This is a genomic window from Aurantimicrobium minutum (assembly GCF_029892845.1).
GTDB lineage: Bacteria > Actinomycetota > Actinomycetes > Actinomycetales > Microbacteriaceae > Aurantimicrobium > Aurantimicrobium minutum_B.
On sequence record NZ_JARXVT010000002.1, the window covers coordinates 123,055 to 140,392 of the forward strand.

The 17,338-nt window shown below is 56.8% G+C and carries 29 protein-coding genes; all 29 read right to left on the reverse strand.

Translation table 11 applies throughout. The features are described 5' to 3' along the window. Position 1: 1 nt before the first annotated feature. The 29 genes from glmM to rplB all read right to left on the reverse strand — a co-directional run bounded on the left by glmM (position 2) and on the right by rplB (position 17,321). Entirely contained in the window at positions 2 to 1,363 is a 1,362-nt protein-coding gene (glmM, locus tag M2118_RS03100) for a phosphoglucosamine mutase (protein WP_280794508.1), read from the reverse strand. 31 nt (positions 1,364 to 1,394) lie between these two features. Further along, positions 1,395 to 1,886, reverse strand: a complete 492-nt coding sequence (rpsI, locus tag M2118_RS03105) for a 30S ribosomal protein S9 (RefSeq protein WP_280794509.1) — start codon at positions 1,884 to 1,886, stop codon at positions 1,395 to 1,397. A 34-nt stretch (positions 1,887 to 1,920) separates the two neighbouring features. Then, positions 1,921 to 2,367, reverse strand: a complete 447-nt coding sequence (gene rplM / locus M2118_RS03110) for a 50S ribosomal protein L13 (RefSeq protein WP_280794510.1) — start codon at positions 2,365 to 2,367, stop codon at positions 1,921 to 1,923. 144 nt (positions 2,368 to 2,511) lie between these two features. Then, positions 2,512 to 3,519 carry a tRNA pseudouridine(38-40) synthase TruA gene (gene truA / locus M2118_RS03115; protein ID WP_348519952.1) on the reverse strand — a complete coding sequence of 336 codons (1,008 nt, stop codon included), beginning with the start codon at positions 3,517 to 3,519 and terminating at the stop codon, positions 2,512 to 2,514. A 90-nt stretch (positions 3,520 to 3,609) separates the two neighbouring features. Then, entirely contained in the window at positions 3,610 to 4,194 is a 585-nt protein-coding gene (rplQ, locus tag M2118_RS03120) for a 50S ribosomal protein L17 (RefSeq protein ID WP_110232743.1), read from the reverse strand. Between the two features lie 51 nt (positions 4,195 to 4,245). After that, on the reverse strand, positions 4,246 to 5,238 hold the full coding sequence (locus tag M2118_RS03125) for a DNA-directed RNA polymerase subunit alpha (RefSeq protein ID WP_280794511.1): 993 nt from the start codon (positions 5,236 to 5,238) through the stop codon (positions 4,246 to 4,248). Positions 5,239 to 5,318: 80 nt separating this feature from the next. Next, on the reverse strand, positions 5,319 to 5,717 hold the full coding sequence (gene rpsK / locus M2118_RS03130; RefSeq protein WP_280794512.1) for a 30S ribosomal protein S11: 399 nt from the start codon (positions 5,715 to 5,717) through the stop codon (positions 5,319 to 5,321). Between the two features lie 46 nt (positions 5,718 to 5,763). After that, positions 5,764 to 6,138 (reverse strand): 30S ribosomal protein S13, encoded by a 375-nt coding sequence (gene rpsM, locus M2118_RS03135; RefSeq protein ID WP_280794513.1) that lies wholly within the window; start codon positions 6,136 to 6,138, stop codon positions 5,764 to 5,766. A gap of 165 nt (positions 6,139 to 6,303) precedes the next feature. Then, on the reverse strand, positions 6,304 to 6,417 hold the full coding sequence (gene rpmJ, locus M2118_RS03140; RefSeq protein ID WP_007540807.1) for a 50S ribosomal protein L36: 114 nt from the start codon (positions 6,415 to 6,417) through the stop codon (positions 6,304 to 6,306). 62 nt (positions 6,418 to 6,479) lie between these two features. Next, positions 6,480 to 6,701: a translation initiation factor IF-1 gene (infA, locus tag M2118_RS03145; RefSeq protein ID WP_110232739.1), complete on the reverse strand. Its 222-nt coding sequence runs from the start codon at positions 6,699 to 6,701 to the stop codon at positions 6,480 to 6,482. A 133-nt stretch (positions 6,702 to 6,834) separates the two neighbouring features. Continuing rightward, positions 6,835 to 7,680, reverse strand: a complete 846-nt coding sequence (gene map / locus M2118_RS03150; RefSeq protein WP_280794514.1) for a type I methionyl aminopeptidase — start codon at positions 7,678 to 7,680, stop codon at positions 6,835 to 6,837. Between the two features lie 11 nt (positions 7,681 to 7,691). Continuing rightward, positions 7,692 to 8,279 carry an adenylate kinase gene (locus M2118_RS03155; protein ID WP_280794515.1) on the reverse strand — a complete coding sequence of 196 codons (588 nt, stop codon included), beginning with the start codon at positions 8,277 to 8,279 and terminating at the stop codon, positions 7,692 to 7,694. Then, a complete protein-coding gene (gene secY / locus M2118_RS03160; protein WP_280794516.1) occupies positions 8,279 to 9,601 on the reverse strand; it encodes a preprotein translocase subunit SecY in 1,323 nt (440 codons plus the stop codon). The genes M2118_RS03155 and secY overlap by 1 nt, the downstream gene beginning before the upstream one ends. A gap of 87 nt (positions 9,602 to 9,688) precedes the next feature. After that, a complete protein-coding gene (rplO, locus tag M2118_RS03165; protein ID WP_280794517.1) occupies positions 9,689 to 10,405 on the reverse strand; it encodes a 50S ribosomal protein L15 in 717 nt (238 codons plus the stop codon). Then, positions 10,405 to 10,590 (reverse strand): 50S ribosomal protein L30, encoded by a 186-nt coding sequence (gene rpmD, locus M2118_RS03170; RefSeq protein ID WP_038295602.1) that lies wholly within the window; start codon positions 10,588 to 10,590, stop codon positions 10,405 to 10,407. The genes rplO and rpmD overlap by 1 nt, the downstream gene beginning before the upstream one ends. Next, positions 10,590 to 11,204: a 30S ribosomal protein S5 gene (gene rpsE, locus M2118_RS03175; protein ID WP_280794751.1), complete on the reverse strand. Its 615-nt coding sequence runs from the start codon at positions 11,202 to 11,204 to the stop codon at positions 10,590 to 10,592. The genes rpmD and rpsE overlap by 1 nt, the downstream gene beginning before the upstream one ends. A 62-nt stretch (positions 11,205 to 11,266) precedes the next feature. After that, entirely contained in the window at positions 11,267 to 11,638 is a 372-nt protein-coding gene (gene rplR / locus M2118_RS03180; RefSeq protein WP_110232734.1) for a 50S ribosomal protein L18, read from the reverse strand. Positions 11,639 to 11,640: 2 nt separating this feature from the next. Beyond that, complete coding sequence (gene rplF / locus M2118_RS03185) at positions 11,641 to 12,177, reverse strand: 50S ribosomal protein L6 (protein WP_280794518.1); 537 nt, start codon at positions 12,175 to 12,177, stop codon at positions 11,641 to 11,643. 6 nt (positions 12,178 to 12,183) lie between these two features. Further along, on the reverse strand, positions 12,184 to 12,582 hold the full coding sequence (gene rpsH, locus M2118_RS03190; protein ID WP_110232732.1) for a 30S ribosomal protein S8: 399 nt from the start codon (positions 12,580 to 12,582) through the stop codon (positions 12,184 to 12,186). A 60-nt stretch (positions 12,583 to 12,642) separates the two neighbouring features. Beyond that, positions 12,643 to 13,230 carry a 50S ribosomal protein L5 gene (gene rplE / locus M2118_RS03195; protein ID WP_280794519.1) on the reverse strand — a complete coding sequence of 196 codons (588 nt, stop codon included), beginning with the start codon at positions 13,228 to 13,230 and terminating at the stop codon, positions 12,643 to 12,645. Continuing rightward, on the reverse strand, positions 13,230 to 13,589 hold the full coding sequence (gene rplX / locus M2118_RS03200) for a 50S ribosomal protein L24 (RefSeq protein WP_280794520.1): 360 nt from the start codon (positions 13,587 to 13,589) through the stop codon (positions 13,230 to 13,232). Before rplX ends, rplE begins: the two co-directional genes overlap by 1 nt. Positions 13,590 to 13,591: 2 nt before the next feature. Further along, positions 13,592 to 13,960, reverse strand: coding sequence for a 50S ribosomal protein L14 (rplN, locus tag M2118_RS03205; RefSeq protein ID WP_280794521.1), 369 nt, complete (start codon positions 13,958 to 13,960; stop codon positions 13,592 to 13,594). Between the two features lie 30 nt (positions 13,961 to 13,990). Further along, positions 13,991 to 14,287 carry a 30S ribosomal protein S17 gene (gene rpsQ, locus M2118_RS03210; protein ID WP_096382535.1) on the reverse strand — a complete coding sequence of 99 codons (297 nt, stop codon included), beginning with the start codon at positions 14,285 to 14,287 and terminating at the stop codon, positions 13,991 to 13,993. Next, the gene (gene rpmC, locus M2118_RS03215) at positions 14,287 to 14,589 is read right to left on the reverse strand and encodes a 50S ribosomal protein L29 (RefSeq protein ID WP_110232728.1); all 303 of its coding nucleotides are present in this window, start codon (positions 14,587 to 14,589) and stop codon (positions 14,287 to 14,289) included. The genes rpsQ and rpmC overlap by 1 nt, the downstream gene beginning before the upstream one ends. Next, a complete protein-coding gene (gene rplP, locus M2118_RS03220) occupies positions 14,589 to 15,008 on the reverse strand; it encodes a 50S ribosomal protein L16 (protein WP_096382539.1) in 420 nt (139 codons plus the stop codon). Before rplP ends, rpmC begins: the two co-directional genes overlap by 1 nt. A 2-nt stretch (positions 15,009 to 15,010) precedes the next feature. Beyond that, positions 15,011 to 15,766, reverse strand: a complete 756-nt coding sequence (gene rpsC, locus M2118_RS03225) for a 30S ribosomal protein S3 (RefSeq protein ID WP_280794522.1) — start codon at positions 15,764 to 15,766, stop codon at positions 15,011 to 15,013. After that, positions 15,766 to 16,161, reverse strand: a complete 396-nt coding sequence (rplV, locus tag M2118_RS03230; RefSeq protein WP_110232726.1) for a 50S ribosomal protein L22 — start codon at positions 16,159 to 16,161, stop codon at positions 15,766 to 15,768. Before rplV ends, rpsC begins: the two co-directional genes overlap by 1 nt. 26 nt (positions 16,162 to 16,187) lie before the next feature. Further along, positions 16,188 to 16,469, reverse strand: a complete 282-nt coding sequence (rpsS, locus tag M2118_RS03235; RefSeq protein ID WP_096382546.1) for a 30S ribosomal protein S19 — start codon at positions 16,467 to 16,469, stop codon at positions 16,188 to 16,190. 15 nt (positions 16,470 to 16,484) lie between these two features. Next, entirely contained in the window at positions 16,485 to 17,321 is an 837-nt protein-coding gene (gene rplB / locus M2118_RS03240; protein WP_280794523.1) for a 50S ribosomal protein L2, read from the reverse strand. Between the last annotated feature and the right edge of the window lie 17 nt (positions 17,322 to 17,338).

A 17,338-nucleotide genomic window follows, 5' to 3' on the forward strand; every position in this document is an offset into this window, starting at 1 on the left:
ACTAGAGCGCGAGCTCTGCCTTGACCACATCAGCGATGCTGTGTGCCAAGCGGTCTGCAGTTGCCTGATCGGCAGCTTCGACCATGACGCGAACCATGGGTTCGGTTCCAGAAGGACGCAACAAGACACGGCCGGTGTCTGCGAGTTCAACCTCTGCAGCAGCAACAGCAGCATCAATTGCTGCGTTGCCGCCTAATGAGCGGTGATCAACACCGCGAACGTTGACAAGAATCTGGGGGAAGACGGTCATCACTGAGGCAAGCTCAGCAATGGTCTTGCCGGTGCGAGCCATTTCAGCGACCAAGTGCAGACCGGTCAAAATACCGTCACCAGTGGTGGCGTGTTCGGTCATGATGACGTGACCAGACTGTTCACCGCCGAGTGCAGCGTCGTGTTCAGCTAGTCCTTCGAGCACGTAGCGGTCGCCGACTGCAGTCTGGATGACCTTGATGCCGTGCTTGTTCATGGCTTTGTGAAGACCAAGGTTGCTCATCACGGTGGCAACGAGAGTGTCGTTCTTGAGGCGACCACGTTCTTTCATTGACACCGCGAGGATAGCCATGATCTGGTCGCCGTCAATGACGTTGCCCTGGGCATCGACTGCCAAGCAGCGGTCAGCATCACCATCGTGGGCAATACCAATGTCGGCTCCGTGAGCCAGCACAGCAGCAGCCACCACGTCGAGGTGAGTGGAGCCCACACCGTCATTGATGTTGAGACCGTCTGGGTCTGCGGCAATAACCGTGACCTTCGCGCCCGCGTCGGTGAAGACTTCAGGTGAGATGGCGGAGGCAGCACCGTGTGCACAGTCCAGCACCACGTGCAGACCGTTCAACTTGTTGGGCAGAGTGCCCAGCAGGTGAATGACGTAGCGGTCTTCCGCATCGGCGAAGCGACGAATACGACCAACCTCACCACCGGTAGGCAGCAGGTGATCGGCGTCTAATGAAGCTTCGATGCGGTCTTCGACCTCATCAGGGAGCTTCGTTCCGCCGAAGGCAAAGAACTTAATGCCGTTATCAGGGGCAGGATTGTGGGAGGCCGAGACCATCACACCAAAGTCCGCACCGATCGAGCTGACCAAGAAGGCAGCTGCAGGCGTGGGAATCACGCCAGCATCCAATACATCGATGCCTGAGCTGGCCAGGCCAGCAGACAGCGCTGCAGTGAGGAACTCACCAGAGATGCGTGGGTCGCGGGCAATGACCGCAGTAGCACGACGTCCCTCAGCTCGTCTGGCTTCAGCTCTGCGACCGCTGGTGAGAACCACCGCGGCCGACTGGGCCAGTGCCAAGGTTAGGTCTGCCGTGAGTTCACGGTTTGCTAAACCTCGGACACCGTCCGTGCCGAATAGACGTGCCAAGGGACAGTCGATTACTTCTAGAGAAGCGAGATTAACGCTTCGAGAACTGAGAAGCCTTACGAGCCTTCTTGAGACCAGCCTTCTTACGCTCGATGACGCGAGCGTCACGAGTCAAGAAGCCAGCCTTCTTCAGGATTGCGCGGTTGTTGTCGCGGTCAATCTCGTTCAATGTACGGGCAATAGCCAGACGCAGTGCGCCTGCCTGACCGGAAGGGCCACCGCCACTGATGCGTGCAACGACGTCATATGCGCCACCGAGCTCAAGCACGGTGAAAGGGTCGTTGATGAGCTGCTGGTGCAGCTTGTTGGGGAAGTAGTTTGCGAGCTCGCGGCCGTTGACCGTGATCTTGCCGGAACCGGGTACGAGGCGTACGCGAGCAATAGCCTGCTTGCGACGACCTACAGCTGCACCAGGAACGTTGAGGATTGCGCGAGGAGCCTTAGGGGCTGCTGCGACAGGAGTTTCGGTTGAGTACTCGGTGACCTCTACGGCCTCGGTCTCGATTTCTGCGTTATCCGCCATGATTACTTAATCCTTTATCTAAATCTTCGAGGCTCTACTGAGCTACCTGAGTGAGGGTGTATACCTTGGGCTGCTGTGCAGCGTGAGGGTGCTCAGCGCCGCGGTAAACCTTAAGCTTGCGGAACTGGTCGCGACCGAGTGAGGTCTTGGGGAGCATGCCACGAATAGCCTTCTCCACAGCGCGCTCAGGGTTCTTCTCGAGAAGATCGGTGTAGGTGGTGGAACGCAGGCCGCCTGGGTAACCAGAGTGGCGGTATGCCTTCTTCTGTGCAGCTTTGTTGCCGGTGAGGACAACCTTGTCTGCGTTGACGATGATGACGAAGTCACCCATGTCCATGTGAGGAGTGTAGGTGGCCTTGTTCTTGCCACGCAGAATGGTTGCTGCGTGAGATGCGAGGCGTCCGAGCACGACGTCGGTTGCGTCAATGATGACCCAGCCGCGCGTAACTTCTGATGCCTTAGGCGTAAAGGTACGAGTCACAGTAATACTGCTTTCTTGTCGAAATGAGTGGTCCGTGTATCCCGCTCAGTCGTTGCGTTCTAATCCAGAATCTGGCTAGAACCCATCAGTCGAGGGCTCAACTTCGGCGGCCTGTCCACGTGGAACAAGCACCAAGGGTCTAATTTACGCCATGGGAGCGTCGTCGGTCAATTCGCGACGGCTCCGGGTAAGGTCTGCACGCGCTCCGACCTCGTCATCGGGAGGGTAAATAATCTCCATCAGGGTCAATCCTTGGGCAGGCATGACCTTGAACACACTGGTACGTTCTGCTTTGGTACGAAGTGTTTCAATCTCTTCCAGGCTGTTGGACTGGGATCCTGCTGCAACACAGGCCCCGACGAGCGAGCGCACCATGGAGTGACAGAACGCATCTGCCTGAAGCCTGGCCACGATCACGCCGTCTTCCTGGCGTTCCCAGTGGAACTCGTGCAATTCACGAATCGTGGTCGCGCCAGGACGGGGGCGGCAAAACGCCCCAAAGTCACGCAGGCCAAGCATCATGGCTGCCGCCTCGTTCATGGCGTCCACGTCGAGTGAATAGAAGCTGAAGGTGGTCTTGCGACGCTCGATCGGGTTCAGGTGTTCCAGACCATCCGCAATGCGGTATTCATAACGACGGGCCAGGGGGGAGAACCGGGCGTCAAAGCCTGAAGGGGCAACCACAACGGTGTTAATGACCACGTCTGCTCCGCGGCCCATGGAGCCGTTCACGCGGCGCAGCAGAGCATGCAGCATGGACTGGGGAACCTGGGCAATGCCGTCCACGAATGGAATGCCACCCTGCTCTTGCAGTTCACGGCGTTCCAAGCGTGAATAAGAAACCCTAATGAGTTGTTCCAGCGGAATATCAACGTGAGCGACCTGAGCCGCGGCATGAACGCCGGCGTCGGTGCGACCAGCCACCACGATGCGAGGAGAAACCTCCATGCGTAGCACCTGAGCAAAGGCCTGCTCCAAGGTGTCTTCTACGGTGCGCAGACCCGGCTGCTTAGCCCAGCCCGCAAAATCCGTTCCGTCATAGCCGAAGTCAATGCGCACCCGCACAATACCTTCGGCGGGAACGAGGTCAGCAAAGTCGTCTTCGACGGGTTCTACTGAACCTTCGTCGATGGCGCTGTCCTCGGTAGTCACGTCTTCGAGTCTAAAGTCTTCGGAGGCTGGGGGTTTAACGACGAAACCCCGGTGACCAGCACCGGGGTTTCGTTGCAGTTCGTGGAAGGACTACTTAGCTTCTTCTTCAGTAGCTTCTGCAGCGGGTGCTTCTTCAGCAACCTCTACAACAGTCTCTTCAACAACGGTTTCAACTTCAGCTTCGCCAGCTGCGTCAACGACGACCTCTTCGGTCACCTCGTCAACAACAACTTCCTCAACAACCTCAGCAGCTACAGGTGCAGCAGCCTTGGGAGCCTCTGCCTTAGCAGGCTTAGCCTTTGCAGGCTTCTTGTTGACAGGCTCGAGCACGAGCTCGATCTGTGCGAGAGGAGCGTTGTCGCCCTTGCGGTAACCGAGCTTGGTGATGCGGGTGTAGCCGCCCTCACGCTCAGCAACCAGAGGAGCAATTTCAGCGAAAAGGATGTGAACAGCTTCCTTGTTACGCAGGATCGACAGCGCACGGCGACGTGCGTGAAGGTCTCCACGCTTTGCAAACGTGATGAGACGCTCAGCCACGGGACGCAGGCGCTTTGCCTTGGTCTCAGTGGTCTTGATCGACTTGTGAGTGAACAAAGAAACGGACATGTTCGCGAGCATCAAGCGCTCGTGTGCAGGACCGCCTCCGAGGCGAGGACCCTTAGTTGGGGTAGGCATTTTTTATATCTCCGTAAATCAATACTGTGACGTGTCTATGAAGACAGTCGCTTAGATGTTCTCGTCTTCGTCGAAGCCACCGTAGAAGTGTGCTCCGTCAAATCCGGGGACAGAATCCTTGAGTGACAGACCCATCTCGATGAGCTTGTCGCGAACCTCGTCGACCGACTTCTGACCGAAGTTGCGGATGTTCATCAACTGAGTTTCGGAGAGAGCTACGAGCTCAGAAACGGTGTTGATACCTTCGCGCTTGAGGCAGTTGTAGGAACGAACAGAGAGGTCGAGGTCTTCAACAGGAATCGACAGCTCAGAGCTGAGGACTGCGTCAACTGGTGCAGGACCGATCTCGATACCTTCAGCAGCAGTGTTGAGCTCGCGTGCCAGACCGAAGAGTTCGGTCAGGGTGCGTCCAGCAGAAGCCATTGCGTCACGAGGAGTGATGGCCTGCTTGGTCTCAACGTCAACGACCAAGCGGTCGAAGTCAGTGCGCTCACCGGCACGAGTTGCCTCGACGCGGTAGGTCACCTTGAGTACTGGAGAGTAGATCGAGTCAACAGGAATCTGACCTGCTTCGGAGAACTCGGAACGGTTCTGGCTACCGGAGACGTAGCCACGGCCACGCTCGATGGTCAGTTCGAGTTCGAACTTTGCCTTGTCGTTCAGGGTTGCGATCACGAGCTCAGGGTTGTGGATCTCAACACCAGCAGGTGCGGAGATGTCTGCAGCGGTAACAACACCGGAACCCTGCTTACGGAGGTAAGCGGTGATGGGCTCGTCGTGCTCGCTGGAAACAACCAGAGACTTGATGTTCAGGATGATTTCAGTTGCATCTTCCTTGACACCAGGAATGGTGGAGAACTCGTGGAGTACGCCATCCAGACGGATGCTGGTTACTGCTGCACCAGGAATGCTGGAGAGCAGGGTACGACGCATGGAGTTACCCAAGGTGTAACCAAAACCAGGTTCCAGCGGTTCAATGATGAAACGTGAACGGTATTCAGAGATGTTCTCTTCGGAAAGCGTGGGGCGCTGTGCAATGAGCACTATGTATTCCTTTCGGCTGAGTGTCCGATATATGACACTCGCGTGAGCGGGGTTATTGAGTTATAAAACGGGGGGAAAGACTAAACGCGACGACGCTTAGGTGGACGGCAACCGTTGTGAGCCTGTGGGGTCACATCGGAAATCGAACCAACCTCGAGGCCAGCGGCCTGAAGCGAACGGATTGCAGTTTCACGACCAGAGCCGGGGCCCTTGACGAAAACGTCTACCTTCTTCATGCCGTGCTCTTGTGCCTGGCGTGCTGCAGACTCTGCTGCGAGCTGTGCTGCGAAGGGAGTCGACTTACGTGAACCCTTGAAGCCAACCTGGCCAGACGATGCCCAGCTGATTACTGCACCAGTGGTGTCAGTGATCGACACGATGGTGTTGTTGAACGTGCTCTTGATGTGGGCCTGGCCCACAGCAACGTTCTTCTTGTCCTTTTTACGCGGCTTGCGAACTGCCGACTTAGGTGCTGCCATGATTTCTCCTAAAACCTAATGAGGGGGCTAAAACCCGCGAAGCGGATTACTTAGCCTTCTTCTTGCCGGCGACGGTACGCTTTGGTCCCTTACGGGTACGCGCGTTGGTCTTGGTGCGCTGTCCGCGGACAGGAAGACCCTTACGGTGACGGATACCTTCGTAGCTACCGATCTCAACCTTGCGGCGAATGTCGGCCTGTACTTCACGGCGGAGGTCACCCTCTACGCGGAAAGTACCTTCGATGTAGTCACGCAGTGCGACCAGCTGGTCGTCGGTGAGGTCCTTGACGCGGATGTCTCCGCTGATGTTGGTGTCAGCGAGAGTCTTTAGTGCTCGCGTACGACCAACGCCGTAGATGTATGTCAGTGCAACTTCCACGCGCTTTTCGCGGGGAATGTCTACTCCGGCAAGACGTGCCATGGTGGCATCTCCTTGTGTGTAGTGGAGGTGTGGAGCATTTCCGGTGCCACGGCCTCCAACCGTAGGTGTCCCTTACTTGCGTAAGTTCTTGGAAATGCTTTGTTTAGTTGTTGCGGCGAACCGCGAGATCACTCTTGCGAGTGAAAATTTGTGGGAGTCTTTCGACTAGCCCTGGCGCTGCTTGTGACGAGGGTTCTCGCAGATCACCATGACGTTGCCGTGGCGACGGATGACCTTGCACTTGTCACAGATCTTCTTAACGCTGGGGTTTACCTTCATTGTTCTTTCCTTTTATCGCTGTCTTCGTACCTGTAAAACAGGCCGTTACTTCTCAGTAACCCTTATTTGTAGCGGTAGACGATACGTCCACGGGTGAGGTCGTAAGGGCTGAGCTCTACGATGACCTTGTCCTCAGGGAGGATTCGGATGTAGTGCTGGCGCATCTTGCCCGAGATGTGGGCAAGAACCTTGTGGCCATTAGTCAGCTCAACGCGGAACATTGCGTTGGGCAACGCTTCGGTGATCGAACCTTCGATCTCGATGACGCCGTCTTTTTTGGCCATAACTCACTTATCGCTTTATTGGGGATTACTGGTCTTGCGGATGCAAAATGATTTCTGACGACACGCCAAAGGCATGGCAACAGACACCAAAGTCCAAGCTTATGTGATATTCCCGCAGAAATCCAACTGGGATTTAGGCAATGGGGGTGGGAACGACACCAAACGGTGCCAAACCAGCCGCGCCACCGTCATGTGCGGTGAGAACCCAGATTCCATCTTTGTGCACGGCAACCGAGTGTTCCCAGTGCGAAGCCATGCCACCGTCTTCGGTAATGACGGTCCAGTCATCCTCGCCGACATATGTGTCGATCTTGCCCATGACGACCATGGGTTCAATAGCAACAACCAATCCGGGCTTTACTTCTGGACCTTTTTGCTTCACGCGGTAGTTGAACACCGGAGGAGCTTCGTGCATCTCGCGGCCGATGCCGTGACCGATGTAATCGGTCAGGATGCCGTAACGGTGGCCGACCTTTTGGCCTTCAAGTTCAATGTAGCTCTGGATGCCGTCGCCAACCTCGTTGAGATACTTTGCCTTGGAGAGGCGAGCAATACCTGCCCAGAGGGAGCCTTCGGTGATCTTTGAGAGCTGTTCACGCTCTGCCACAACCTCAGGACGGCTGGGGTCTGGAACGACAACAGTGATGGCGGAGTCGCCATTCCACTCTTTGTATTGCGCACCAGCGTCGATGGAGACAATATCTCCGGGTTCGAGGATGCGTCCACCGGGAATGCCGTGAACGACTTCGTCGTTCACCGATGCACACACGGTGTGACGGTAACCGGGAACCAGCATGAAGTTGGGTTCGCCACCACGGTCGCGAATAGCCTTCTCGGCTGCAGCATCAATCTCGAGCGTGGAGACACCCGCACGAATGAGAGGGCGTGCTGCATCAAGAGCGGCAGCGGTGATGAGTCCGGGTTCCACCATCAACCTCAGCTGAGCTGGGGACTTATAGATGTTGGTGCGGAAACCCATCAGATACAGGCTTAGGCCTGAACACCCTTGTCTGCCAAAGCAGCAACGATGCGAGAAGTAACTTCTTCAACAGCACCCAGACCATCCACGGTGACAACGAGGTCACGAGCAGAGTAGGTGTTGATCAGAGGAGCGGTCTGCTCTTCATAGACAGACATGCGGTGACGGATGACCTCTTCGGTGTCGTCAGCTCGGCCTTCGATCTCGGCACGCTTGAGCAAACGACCGACAACTTCATCAGTGTCAGCAGTGATCAAGACAACAGCATCGAGTGCCTTACCGTCTGCCGACAGCATGCGGTCAAGTTCGTTCACCTGGTCAATGGTACGAGGGTAGCCATCGAGCAGGAAGCCTGAGACAGCGTCTGCTTCATGCAGACGGTCTTCCACAATGGCGTTCGTGAGGGAGTCAGGAACATACTCACCGCGAGCCATGATGGCTTTCACTTCGAGCCCCAGAGGAGTTTCGTTCTTCACGTTTGCACGGAAGATGTCACCGGTGGAGATGGCGGGAATGGAGTACGTGTCAGCCAGAATGGCTGCCTGTGTACCCTTGCCTGCGCCGGGAGGACCGATGAGTAGCAGGCGAGTTCCCGTCATTAGCGTAAGAGCCCTTCGTAGTGCCGCTGCTGCAGCTGAGAATCAATCTGCTTAACAGTCTCCAACCCCACACCCACAACAATCAAAATGGAGGTTCCGCCAAACGGGAAGTCTGTGTTGGCGCCAGCGAGAGCCAGAACGATCAACGGCAAGATTGCGATGATTCCGAGGTACAAAGAACCGGGAAGAGTAATGCGGGTGAGGACGTAGTCCAGGTACTCCGCGGTGGGGCGACCGGCACGAATACCGGGGATGAATCCACCGTAGGTCTTCATGTTGTCGGCAACTTCTTCAGGGTTGAAGGTAATTGCGACGTAGAAGTAGGTGAAGCCCACAATCAGCAGGAAGAACAATGCCATGTAGGAAGGCTGGTCGCTCTTGACCAGGTAGGTCGAAACCCAGGTAACCCACTCAGCAGGCTGCTGACCAGCTGCAGGCTGGTTGAACTGAGCAATCAGAGCAGGCAAGTACAACAGTGACGAAGCGAAGATCACGGGGACCACACCGGCCATGTTGACCTTGATGGGGATGTAGGTGTTGTTACCACCGTAGGTACGACGACCCACCACGCGCTTGGCATACTGAACCGGAATACGACGCTGCGACTGCTCCACAAAGACCACGGCGACGATGACCAGAAGACCCATAGCCAAAACGATCAGCAGAGTGTTCAGGCCGCGTGCAGCGAAAACGTTTCCAAGTGAGCGAGGGAAGCCAGCTGCAATCGAGGTGAAGATCAGCAACGACATTCCGTTACCGATTCCCTTCTCGGTGATGAGCTCAGCCATCCACATGATCAGACCAGTACCAGCAGTCATGGTGATGACCATGAGCAAGATGGCGTACCAGGCGTCGTTGGTGAGTAGCTGTGAACATTCAGGGGTGGAGTTCGTTCCGAAGAGTGCACCGGAGCGAGCAACAGTAATCAGGGTGGTGGACTGCAGAACACCGAGCGCAATGGTGAGGTAGCGGGTGTACTGGGTCAGCTTGGACTGGCCAGCCTGACCTTCCTTGTGCAGGGTCTCAAAGTGAGGGATGACCACGCGCAGCAACTGCACGATGATCGAAGCGGTGATGTAGGGCATGATGCCCAGAGCAAAGATGCTCAATTGGAGCAGTGCGCCACCGGAGAACAGGTTGACGAGCTCATACAGACCAGAAGTGTTCTGGTTGGCGTTCAGACAGACCTGTACGTTACCGAAGTCAACGTAGGGGCTGGGGATGAACGATCCCAAGCGGAAGAGGGCGATGATGCCCAGCGCGAAGCCAATCTTGCGGCGCAAATCTGGAGTACGGAAAATACGTACTACTGCACTAATCACAAATGACTCCTGTAAATCTAGGTGTAACGCGCACTGGCTCCCCCGAAGGGGAGCCAGCAACGCTACGTTTGCGCAACCAGCGAGTGGTTACTTGATTGAACCACCTGCGGCGACGATCTTCTGCTCTGCTGAGCTCGAGACCTTGTCAACTGCAATGTTCAGCTTAACAGCGATGTCGCCGTTACCGAGAACCTTGACCTTCTCGTTCTTGCGAACAGCACCCTTGGCAACGAGGTCAGCAATAGTGACATCTCCACCGTTGGGGTACAGCTCAGCGAGAGCGTCCAGGTTTACAACCTGGTACTCAACGCGGAAGGGGTTCTTGAAGCCGCGAAGCTTGGGGGTACGCATGTGCAGAGGCATCTGCCCACCCTCGAAGCCGATCTTGACCTGGTAACGAGCCTTTGTACCCTTGGTACCACGACCCGCAGTCTTACCCTTAGAACCTTCACCACGGCCTACGCGGGTCTTTGCCTTCTTCGCGCCAGCGGCGGGACGAAGGTGGTGGACCTTGAGGACCTGTTCGCGAGATTCAACTTCAACCTTCTTAGCAACAGACTTTGCAGCCTTTGCCTTGGGGGCTTCGGTCTTCTCAGCAGCGGGCTTTGCAGCAGCCTTGGGAGCAGCAGCCTTCTCAGCAGCTGGCTTAGCAGCGGCCTTAGGTGCTGCAGCCTTCGCTGCAGGAGCCTTAGCGGCAGCGGCCTTAGGAGCAGCAGCCTTGGCAGCAGGTGCCTTAGCAGCGGCAGCCTTGGGGGCAGCAGCCTTCGCAGGAGCCTTTGCGGCGTCCTTCTTCTCTTCAGCCATTAGTCAATCTCCTCGACCTTGACGAGGTGAGCCACGGTGCGAACGTATCCGCGGTTTACGGGGCTGTCCTCTTTGACGACGATGTCGCCAATGCGCTTCAGACCCAGGCTGCGAAGTGTGTCGCGCTGGTTCTGCTTTTCGCTAATTACGGACTTGATCTGGGTAACCTTCAGACGAGCGGCCATTAGGCACCTGCCTTTGCAGCTTCAGCTTCTGCGCGAATCAAACGTGCAGGAGCAACCTGGTCAAGGTCCAGGCCACGACGTGCGGCAACTGCGCGAGGCTCTTCGAGCTGCTTCAGTGCTTCTACGGTGGCGTGAACAATGTTGATGGTGTTCGACGAACCGAGCGACTTGCTCAGAACGTCGTGGATGCCTGCGCACTCAAGTACGGCACGCACTGGACCACCGGCGATAACACCGGTACCAGCAGCAGCGGGACGAAGAAGTACGACACCGGCAGCTGCCTCGCCCTGTACGGGGTGAGGAATGGTGCTACCCGAGCGAGGAACGCGGAAGAAAGCCTTCTTAGCTTCTTCAACACCCTTCGAAATCGCGAGAGGTACTTCCTTAGCCTTGCCGTAACCGACGCCGACCATACCGTTACCGTCACCGACGACGACGAGTGCGGTGAAGCTAAAGCGACGACCACCCTTGACGACCTTGGATACACGGTTGATGGTGACGACGCGCTCGAGGAACTGGCTCTTCTCAGCGTCGCGGTCGCGGTTGCGATCCTTGTTGGGGTTGCGCTCACGGCCACCACGGCGTGCCTCACGAGGCTCGTTAGTGGTGTCCACGGCTACAACCTCGACAGCTGCTGCGTCTGCAACAACTTCAGTTTCGTTAACAGTGTTCTCGCTCACAGGCTCAATCCACCCTCTCGGGCTCCATCGGCGATCGCAGCAACGCGACCGGCGTACTTGTTTCCACCGCGGTCGAAGACCACAGCTTCAATTCCGACCTTCTTTGCGCGCTCAGCGACGAGTTCGCCAACCTTGCGTGCCTTAGCGGTCTTGTCGCCAGCGAACGTGCGCATGTCTGACTCAAGGGTCGATGCCGAAGCAACGGTGACACCCTGTGAGTCGTCCACGAGCTGAACGAATACGTGACGAGCGGAACGGGTAACGACCAAACGTGGGCGTACAGCAGTTCCTTCGATCTTCTTGCGAAGACGTGCGTGACGGCGGTCGCGTGCGGCCGACTTAGACTTTCCTCGAGTTCCGAGAGCCATGGCTACTTACCACTCTTTCCGGCCTTGCGGCGAACGATCTCGCCGGCGTAACGCACACCCTTGCCCTTGTAAGGCTCAGGCTTACGCAACTTACGAATGTTTGCAGCAACTTCACCGACGGCTTGCTTGTCGATGCCGCTCACCATGAGCTTGTTGTTGCCCTCAACGGTGAAGGTGATGCCTGCAGGAGGCTCCACGGTGATGGAGTGCGAGTAGCCGAGTGCGAACTCAACGCCTGCGCCCTTCGAAGCAACACGGTAACCAGTACCGACAACTTCGAGACCCTTTTCGTAGCCCTGGGTTACGCCAACAATCTGGTTAGCGATGAGGGTACGGGTCAGACCGTGCAGCGAGCGCGAGTTGCGCTCGTCATCGGGGCGGCTCACAACTACCTGGTTCTCTTCGATCACAGCAGTGATAGGAGAAGCAATGGTGAGCTTCAGTTCGCCCTTAGGACCCTTAGTGGTAACGTCCTGACCTTCAATGGTCACGGTTACACCACCAGGGATGTCAATAGGAAGACGACCAATACGTGACATTCTCGGTTACCACACGTAGGCGAGGACTTCCCCACCTACGCCCTTCTTCTCAGCCTGACGGTCAGTAAGAAGACCGCTAGAGGTGGACAGAATGGCGATACCGAGGCCACCGAGGACCTTGGGGATTTCAGTCGACTTTGCGTATACGCGAAGACCAGGCTTCGATACGCGCTTGATGCCGACGATGGAAGCGTGACGGTCTGCGCTGTACTTAAGGTTCAGCGTCAGGGTCTTGCCGACGCGTGCGTCTGCAACTTCCCAGCTCGCGATGTAACCCTCAGACTTGAGGATTTCAGCAATACCCGTCTTGAGCTTGCTGTTCGGCATGGACACGGTGTCGTGGTGTGCCGAGTTCGCGTTGCGCAGTCTGGTCAGCATGTCTGCGACCGGATCTGTCATTGTCATGTGTTTATCCTTTTTTCACCAGGTTTCGCCGTCCGTTACGCGGGCGGCGACCTGTGGTGCTTAGTTGGTAGAGGTTTCTACCGACTTGAAGGGGAAGCCCAATGCCTTTAGCAGTGCGCGACCCTGGTCGTCGTTCTTGGCAGTCGTCACAACAGTGATGTCCATACCGCGAGGACGGTCGATCTTGTCCTGGTTGATCTCGTGGAACATTGTCTGCTCGGTGAGACCAAAGGTGTAGTTACCGTTTCCGTCGAACTGGCGGTCAGAAAGACCACGGAAGTCGCGGATACGAGGAAGGGCCAGTGCCAAGAGGCGGTCCAGGAACTCCCACATGCGGTCGCCACGAAGTGTGACGTGTGCGCCAATGGGCTGTCCTTCACGCAGCTTGAACTGTGCAATCGACTTGCGAGCCTTCGTTACAGAAGGCTTCTGGCCAGTGATAGCGGTGAGGTCAGCGACAGCGAAGTCGATGAGCTTGCCATCCTTGGCTGCTTCACCAACACCCATGTTCACCACGATCTTGGTGAGGGTTGGGATCTCGTGAACGTTCTTCAGGCCGAGTTCAGTGGCAAGAGCCTTCTGAAGTTCTTCCTTGTACTTTCCCTTGAGACGTGGCTGGATTTTGCCAGCAACTGTGGTGTTAGTCATTACAGGTCCTTACCTGACTTCTTGGCGTAACGAACGCGAACCGACTTGGTTGCGCCGTTCTTGGTGACAGTCTCAACGCGGTAACCAACGCGAGTTGGCTTCTTGGTTGAGGGGTCAACAATGGCCACGTTGGAAATGTGGATCGGAGCCTCTACGGTCTCGATGCCACCGGTCTTTGCACCACGTTCGGTCTGACCGACGCGAGTGTGCTTGGTGATGTAGTTGACACCCTCAACGATGACGCGGTTGCGCTCGGTGAGAACCTCAATTACCTTGCCCTGCTTGCCACGGTCTCCGCCGCGAGCCTGGGTGCGACCAGTGATGACCTGAACCAGGTCACCCTTCTTGATGTTCGCCATGACTAGATAACCTCCGGTGCCAATGAAACGATCTTCATGAACTTCTTGTCGCGAAGCTCGCGACCGACTGGTCCGAAGATACGAGTACCGCGGGGCTCGCCATCCGCTTTGAGGATGACTGCTGCGTTCTCGTCGAACTTGATGTATGAACCGTCGGGACGACGGGTCGACTTCACGGTACGAACGATGACTGCCTTGACGACGTCACCCTTCTTAACGTTTCCGCCGGGGATTGCGTCCTTGACGGTTGCAACGATGACGTCACCGAGACCGGCGTAACGACGACCGGAACCACCGAGAACGCGAATCGTAAGCAGCTGCTTGGCGCCGGTGTTGTCGGCAACCTTGACGCGTGATTCTTGCTGAAGCACTTCTAACTCCTTTTACGAAGTAGGCGAGGCCTACTTAGCCTTCTCGACGATTTCGACCAGGCGCCAGCGCTTGGAAGCGCTGAGCGGACGGGTCTCGCTGATAACAACTAGGTCACCGATGCCGGCGGTGTTCAGCTCATCGTGAGCCTTAACCTTCGAGCTGCGGCGAATAACCTTGCCGTAGAGAGGGTGCTTAACGCGGTCCTCAACCTCGACAACGATGGTCTTGTCCATCTTGTCGCTGGTTACGTAACCACGACGAACCTTGCGGTAACCGCGAACGATTGCCTCAGTCTCTTCGGCCTTCTTAGCCTTTGCGGTAGCCATTATTCGGTCTCCTCCGCGGTCTCGGCCTTGACGGCCTTGGTCTTCTTCTCAGCCTTTGCTGGAGCAGCTGCTGCAGCAGGCGTTGCACGAATACCGAGCTCGCGCTCACGGAGAACCGTGTAGATGCGTGCGATATCGCGCTTGACAGCACGGAGTCGTCCGTGGCTCTCGAGCTGGCCGGTAGCCGACTGGAAGCGCAGGTTGAACAGCTCTTCCTTCGCCTTACGGAGCTCTTCTACGAGACGCTCGTTGTCAAAGGTGTCTAGGTCGTTGGAACCGAGTTCCTTGGATCCGATAGCCATTATGCGTCACCCTCCTCGCGCTTGATGATGCGTGCCTTGAGGGGCAGCTTGTGGATTGCACGAGTCATTGCTTCACGAGCAATGGTCTCGTTGACACCGCTGAGCTCGAAGAGCACGCGGCCTGGCTTGACGTTAGCTACCCACCACTCTGGTGAACCCTTACCGGAACCCATGCGGGTTTCAGCTGGCTTCTTGGTCAGAGGACGGTCAGGGTAGATGTTGATCCAAACCTTTCCACCACGCTTGATGTGACGGGTCATCGCGATACGAGCGGACTCGATCTGACGGTTAGTCACATATGCGGGGGTCAGAGCCTGGATACCGAACTCACCGAACGACACCTTGGTACCACCAGTTGCCTGGCCGGAACGACCTGGGTGGTGCTGCTTACGGTGCTTTACTCGACGTGGAATCAACATGGTTATGCCTCAACTCCTGCTGCAACCGGAGCCTTCTCGCCCTGTGGGGCGCGACGGGGACGGTCGCTACGCTCGGGACGGACACTCTTCTGGTTTGCCTGCTCGCGAGCAAGTTCCTTGTTAGTGATGTCGCCCTTGTAAATCCATACCTTCACACCAATACGGCCGAAGGTGGTCTTGGCTTCGTAGAAGCCATAGTCGATGTTCGCGCGCAGGGTGTGCAGAGGCACACGACCTTCACGGTAGAACTCGGAGCGGCTCATTTCAGCGCCACCCAAACGACCGGACACCTGGATACGAATACCCTTGGCGCCAGCGCGCTGAGCGCCCTGAAGGCCCTTACGCATTGCGCGACGGAAAGCCACACGACCTGCAAGCTGCTCAGCAATACCCTGAGCTACCAGCTGAGCCTCAGCCTCGGGGTTCTTCACCTCGAGGATGTTGAGCTGGATCTGCTTGCCAGTGAGCTTCTCGAGGTCAGCGCGGATGCGCTCAGCCTCGGCGCCACGGCGACCGATCACAATGCCGGGACGGGCAGTGTGAATGTCGACGCGGACGCGGTCACGGGTGCGCTCGATCTCGATACGTGCAACACCTGCACGGTCGAGGGTCTCGCTCAGCATGCGACGGATCTTGACATCCTCAGTCACGAAGTCAGAGTAACGCTGACCCTTCTTCGTGCTGTCGGAGAACCAACGTGACACGTGGTCAGTGGTGATTCCCAGGCGGAAGCCGTAGGGGTTTACTTTCTGGCCCATTACTTGGCCTCCTTCTTCGCAGCCTTGCCAGCAACCACGAGTTCATCGGGGGTAGCAAGTACGACAGTGATGTGGCTGGTGCGCTTCAAGATCTTGAATGCGCGACCCTGTGCACGGGGACGGAAACGCTTCAGGGTTGCACCCTCGTCGACAAAAGCCTCCGAGACGAACAGGTCCTGCTCGTCAAGGAATGCGTTTGCAGCATCTGCCTTGACACGAGCGTTAGCGATTGCCGAAGCAACAAGCTTGTATACGGGCTCGGATGCGGTCTGAGGTGCGAACTTCAGAATCGCGAGAGCTTCGTGAGCCTGCTTTCCACGGATCAGGTTAACAACGCGTCGAGCCTTCATAGGGGTAACGCGGATGTGACGCACACGTGCGACTGACTCCACCATTTCTATTCCTCCTATCGTCACCGCGGTTAGCGGCGACGGCCCTTCTTGTCGTCCTTCACGTGACCGCGGAAGGTACGAGTCGGTGCAAATTCACCGAGCTTGTGACCGACCATGGTTTCGGTAACGAACACAGGAATGTGCTTGCGACCGTCGTGAACTGCAATCGTGTGACCGAGCATCGCGGGGATGATCATCGATCGACGCGACCAGGTCTTGATTACGTTCTTTGTGTTGGCCTCGTTCTGGCGAACAACCTTGCGGAGCAGGTGTTCGTCAACGAAGGGGCCCTTCTTAAGACTGCGTGGCATCTTCTGTAACTCCTACTAGCGCTTCTTGCCGACGGTACGACGGCGAACGATGAGCTTGTCGCTTTCCTGGTTAGGACGGCGTGTGCGGCCTTCCTTCTGACCCCAGGGGCTGACAGGGTGACGACCACCGGAGGTCTTACCCTCACCACCACCGTGTGGGTGGTCGACTGGGTTCATAGCAACACCACGAACGGTTGGGCGGACGCCCTTCCAACGCATGCGGCCAGCCTTACCCCAGTTGATGTTCGACTGCTCGGCGTTACCAACTTCACCGATGGTGGCGCGGCAGCGAGCATCAACGTTGCGGATTTCACCCGATGGCAGACGAAGCTGCGCATAGGGGCCGTCCTTAGCAACGAGACGAACAGATGCACCAGCGGAACGTGCCATCTTTGCTCCGCCACCGGGCTTGAGCTCGATCGCGTGGATGACGGTACCGGTGGGGATGTTCTTCAAAGGCAGGTTGTTACCTGGCTTGATGTCGGCGCTTGCGCCCGACTCCACGAAGTCACCCTGGTTCAGCTTGTTGGGAGCCAAGATGTAGCGCTTGGTTCCATCAAGGAAGTGAAGCAGTGCAATACGTGCGGTGCGGTTGGGGTCGTACTCAATGTGAGCGACCTTGGCCAATACGCCGTCCTTGTCGTTACGACGGAAGTCGATAACGCGGTACTGGCGCTTGTGGCCGCCACCGATGTGACGGGTAGTGATACGACCCTGGTTGTTACGGCCACCGGTCTTAGACAGGGGGCGCAGCAACGACTTTTCAGGAGTCGAACGAGTGATTTCAGCGAAGTCCGCAACGCTCGAGCCACGACGGCCCGGGGTTGTGGGCTTGTACTTACGAATAGCCATGATTAGTCCTCTTTATC

Coding starts and splice junctions, on each gene's coding strand:
- rpsH (WP_110232732.1), bottom strand. CDS start 12,582: ATGACAATGACAGATCCGGTCGCAGACATGCTGACCAGACTGCGCAAC.
- rpsK (WP_280794512.1), bottom strand. CDS start 5,717: ATGGCAGCACCTAAGTCGGCAGTTCGCAAGCCGCGTAAAAAGGACAAG.
- rpmC (WP_110232728.1), bottom strand. CDS start 14,589: ATGGCTATCGGATCCAAGGAACTCGGTTCCAACGACCTAGACACCTTT.
- rpsM (WP_280794513.1), bottom strand. CDS start 6,138: ATGGCACGTCTTGCCGGAGTAGACATTCCCCGCGAAAAGCGCGTGGAA.
- rplE (WP_280794519.1), bottom strand. CDS start 13,230: ATGACTAACACCACAGTTGCTGGCAAAATCCAGCCACGTCTCAAGGGA.
- rplP (WP_096382539.1), bottom strand. CDS start 15,008: ATGTTGATTCCACGTCGAGTAAAGCACCGTAAGCAGCACCACCCAGGT.
- M2118_RS03155 (WP_280794515.1), bottom strand. CDS start 8,279: ATGACGGGAACTCGCCTGCTACTCATCGGTCCTCCCGGCGCAGGCAAG.
- rpsC (WP_280794522.1), bottom strand. CDS start 15,766: ATGGGCCAGAAAGTAAACCCCTACGGCTTCCGCCTGGGAATCACCACT.
- rpsQ (WP_096382535.1), bottom strand. CDS start 14,287: ATGGCTACCGCAAAGGCTAAGAAGGCCGAAGAGACTGAGGCAATCGTT.
- map (WP_280794514.1), bottom strand. CDS start 7,680: ATGGGTTTCCGCACCAACATCTATAAGTCCCCAGCTCAGCTGAGGTTG.
- rplB (WP_280794523.1), bottom strand. CDS start 17,321: ATGGCTATTCGTAAGTACAAGCCCACAACCCCGGGCCGTCGTGGCTCG.
- rplV (WP_110232726.1), bottom strand. CDS start 16,161: ATGGTGGAGTCAGTCGCACGTGTGCGTCACATCCGCGTTACCCCTATG.
- rpmJ (WP_007540807.1), bottom strand. CDS start 6,417: ATGAAGGTAAACCCCAGCGTTAAGAAGATCTGTGACAAGTGCAAGGTC.
- rplO (WP_280794517.1), bottom strand. CDS start 10,405: ATGGCTGAAGAGAAGAAGGACGCCGCAAAGGCTCCTGCGAAGGCTGCT.
- rplX (WP_280794520.1), bottom strand. CDS start 13,589: ATGGCGAACATCAAGAAGGGTGACCTGGTTCAGGTCATCACTGGTCGC.
- rpmD (WP_038295602.1), bottom strand. CDS start 10,590: ATGGCCGCTCGTCTGAAGGTTACCCAGATCAAGTCCGTAATTAGCGAA.
- rplR (WP_110232734.1), bottom strand. CDS start 11,638: ATGGCTCTCGGAACTCGAGGAAAGTCTAAGTCGGCCGCACGCGACCGC.
- rplQ (WP_110232743.1), bottom strand. CDS start 4,194: ATGCCTACCCCAACTAAGGGTCCTCGCCTCGGAGGCGGTCCTGCACAC.
- rpsS (WP_096382546.1), bottom strand. CDS start 16,469: ATGCCACGCAGTCTTAAGAAGGGCCCCTTCGTTGACGAACACCTGCTC.
- rplF (WP_280794518.1), bottom strand. CDS start 12,177: ATGTCACGTATTGGTCGTCTTCCTATTGACATCCCTGGTGGTGTAACC.
- infA (WP_110232739.1), bottom strand. CDS start 6,701: ATGGCCAAAAAAGACGGCGTCATCGAGATCGAAGGTTCGATCACCGAA.
- rpsI (WP_280794509.1), bottom strand. CDS start 1,886: ATGGCGGATAACGCAGAAATCGAGACCGAGGCCGTAGAGGTCACCGAG.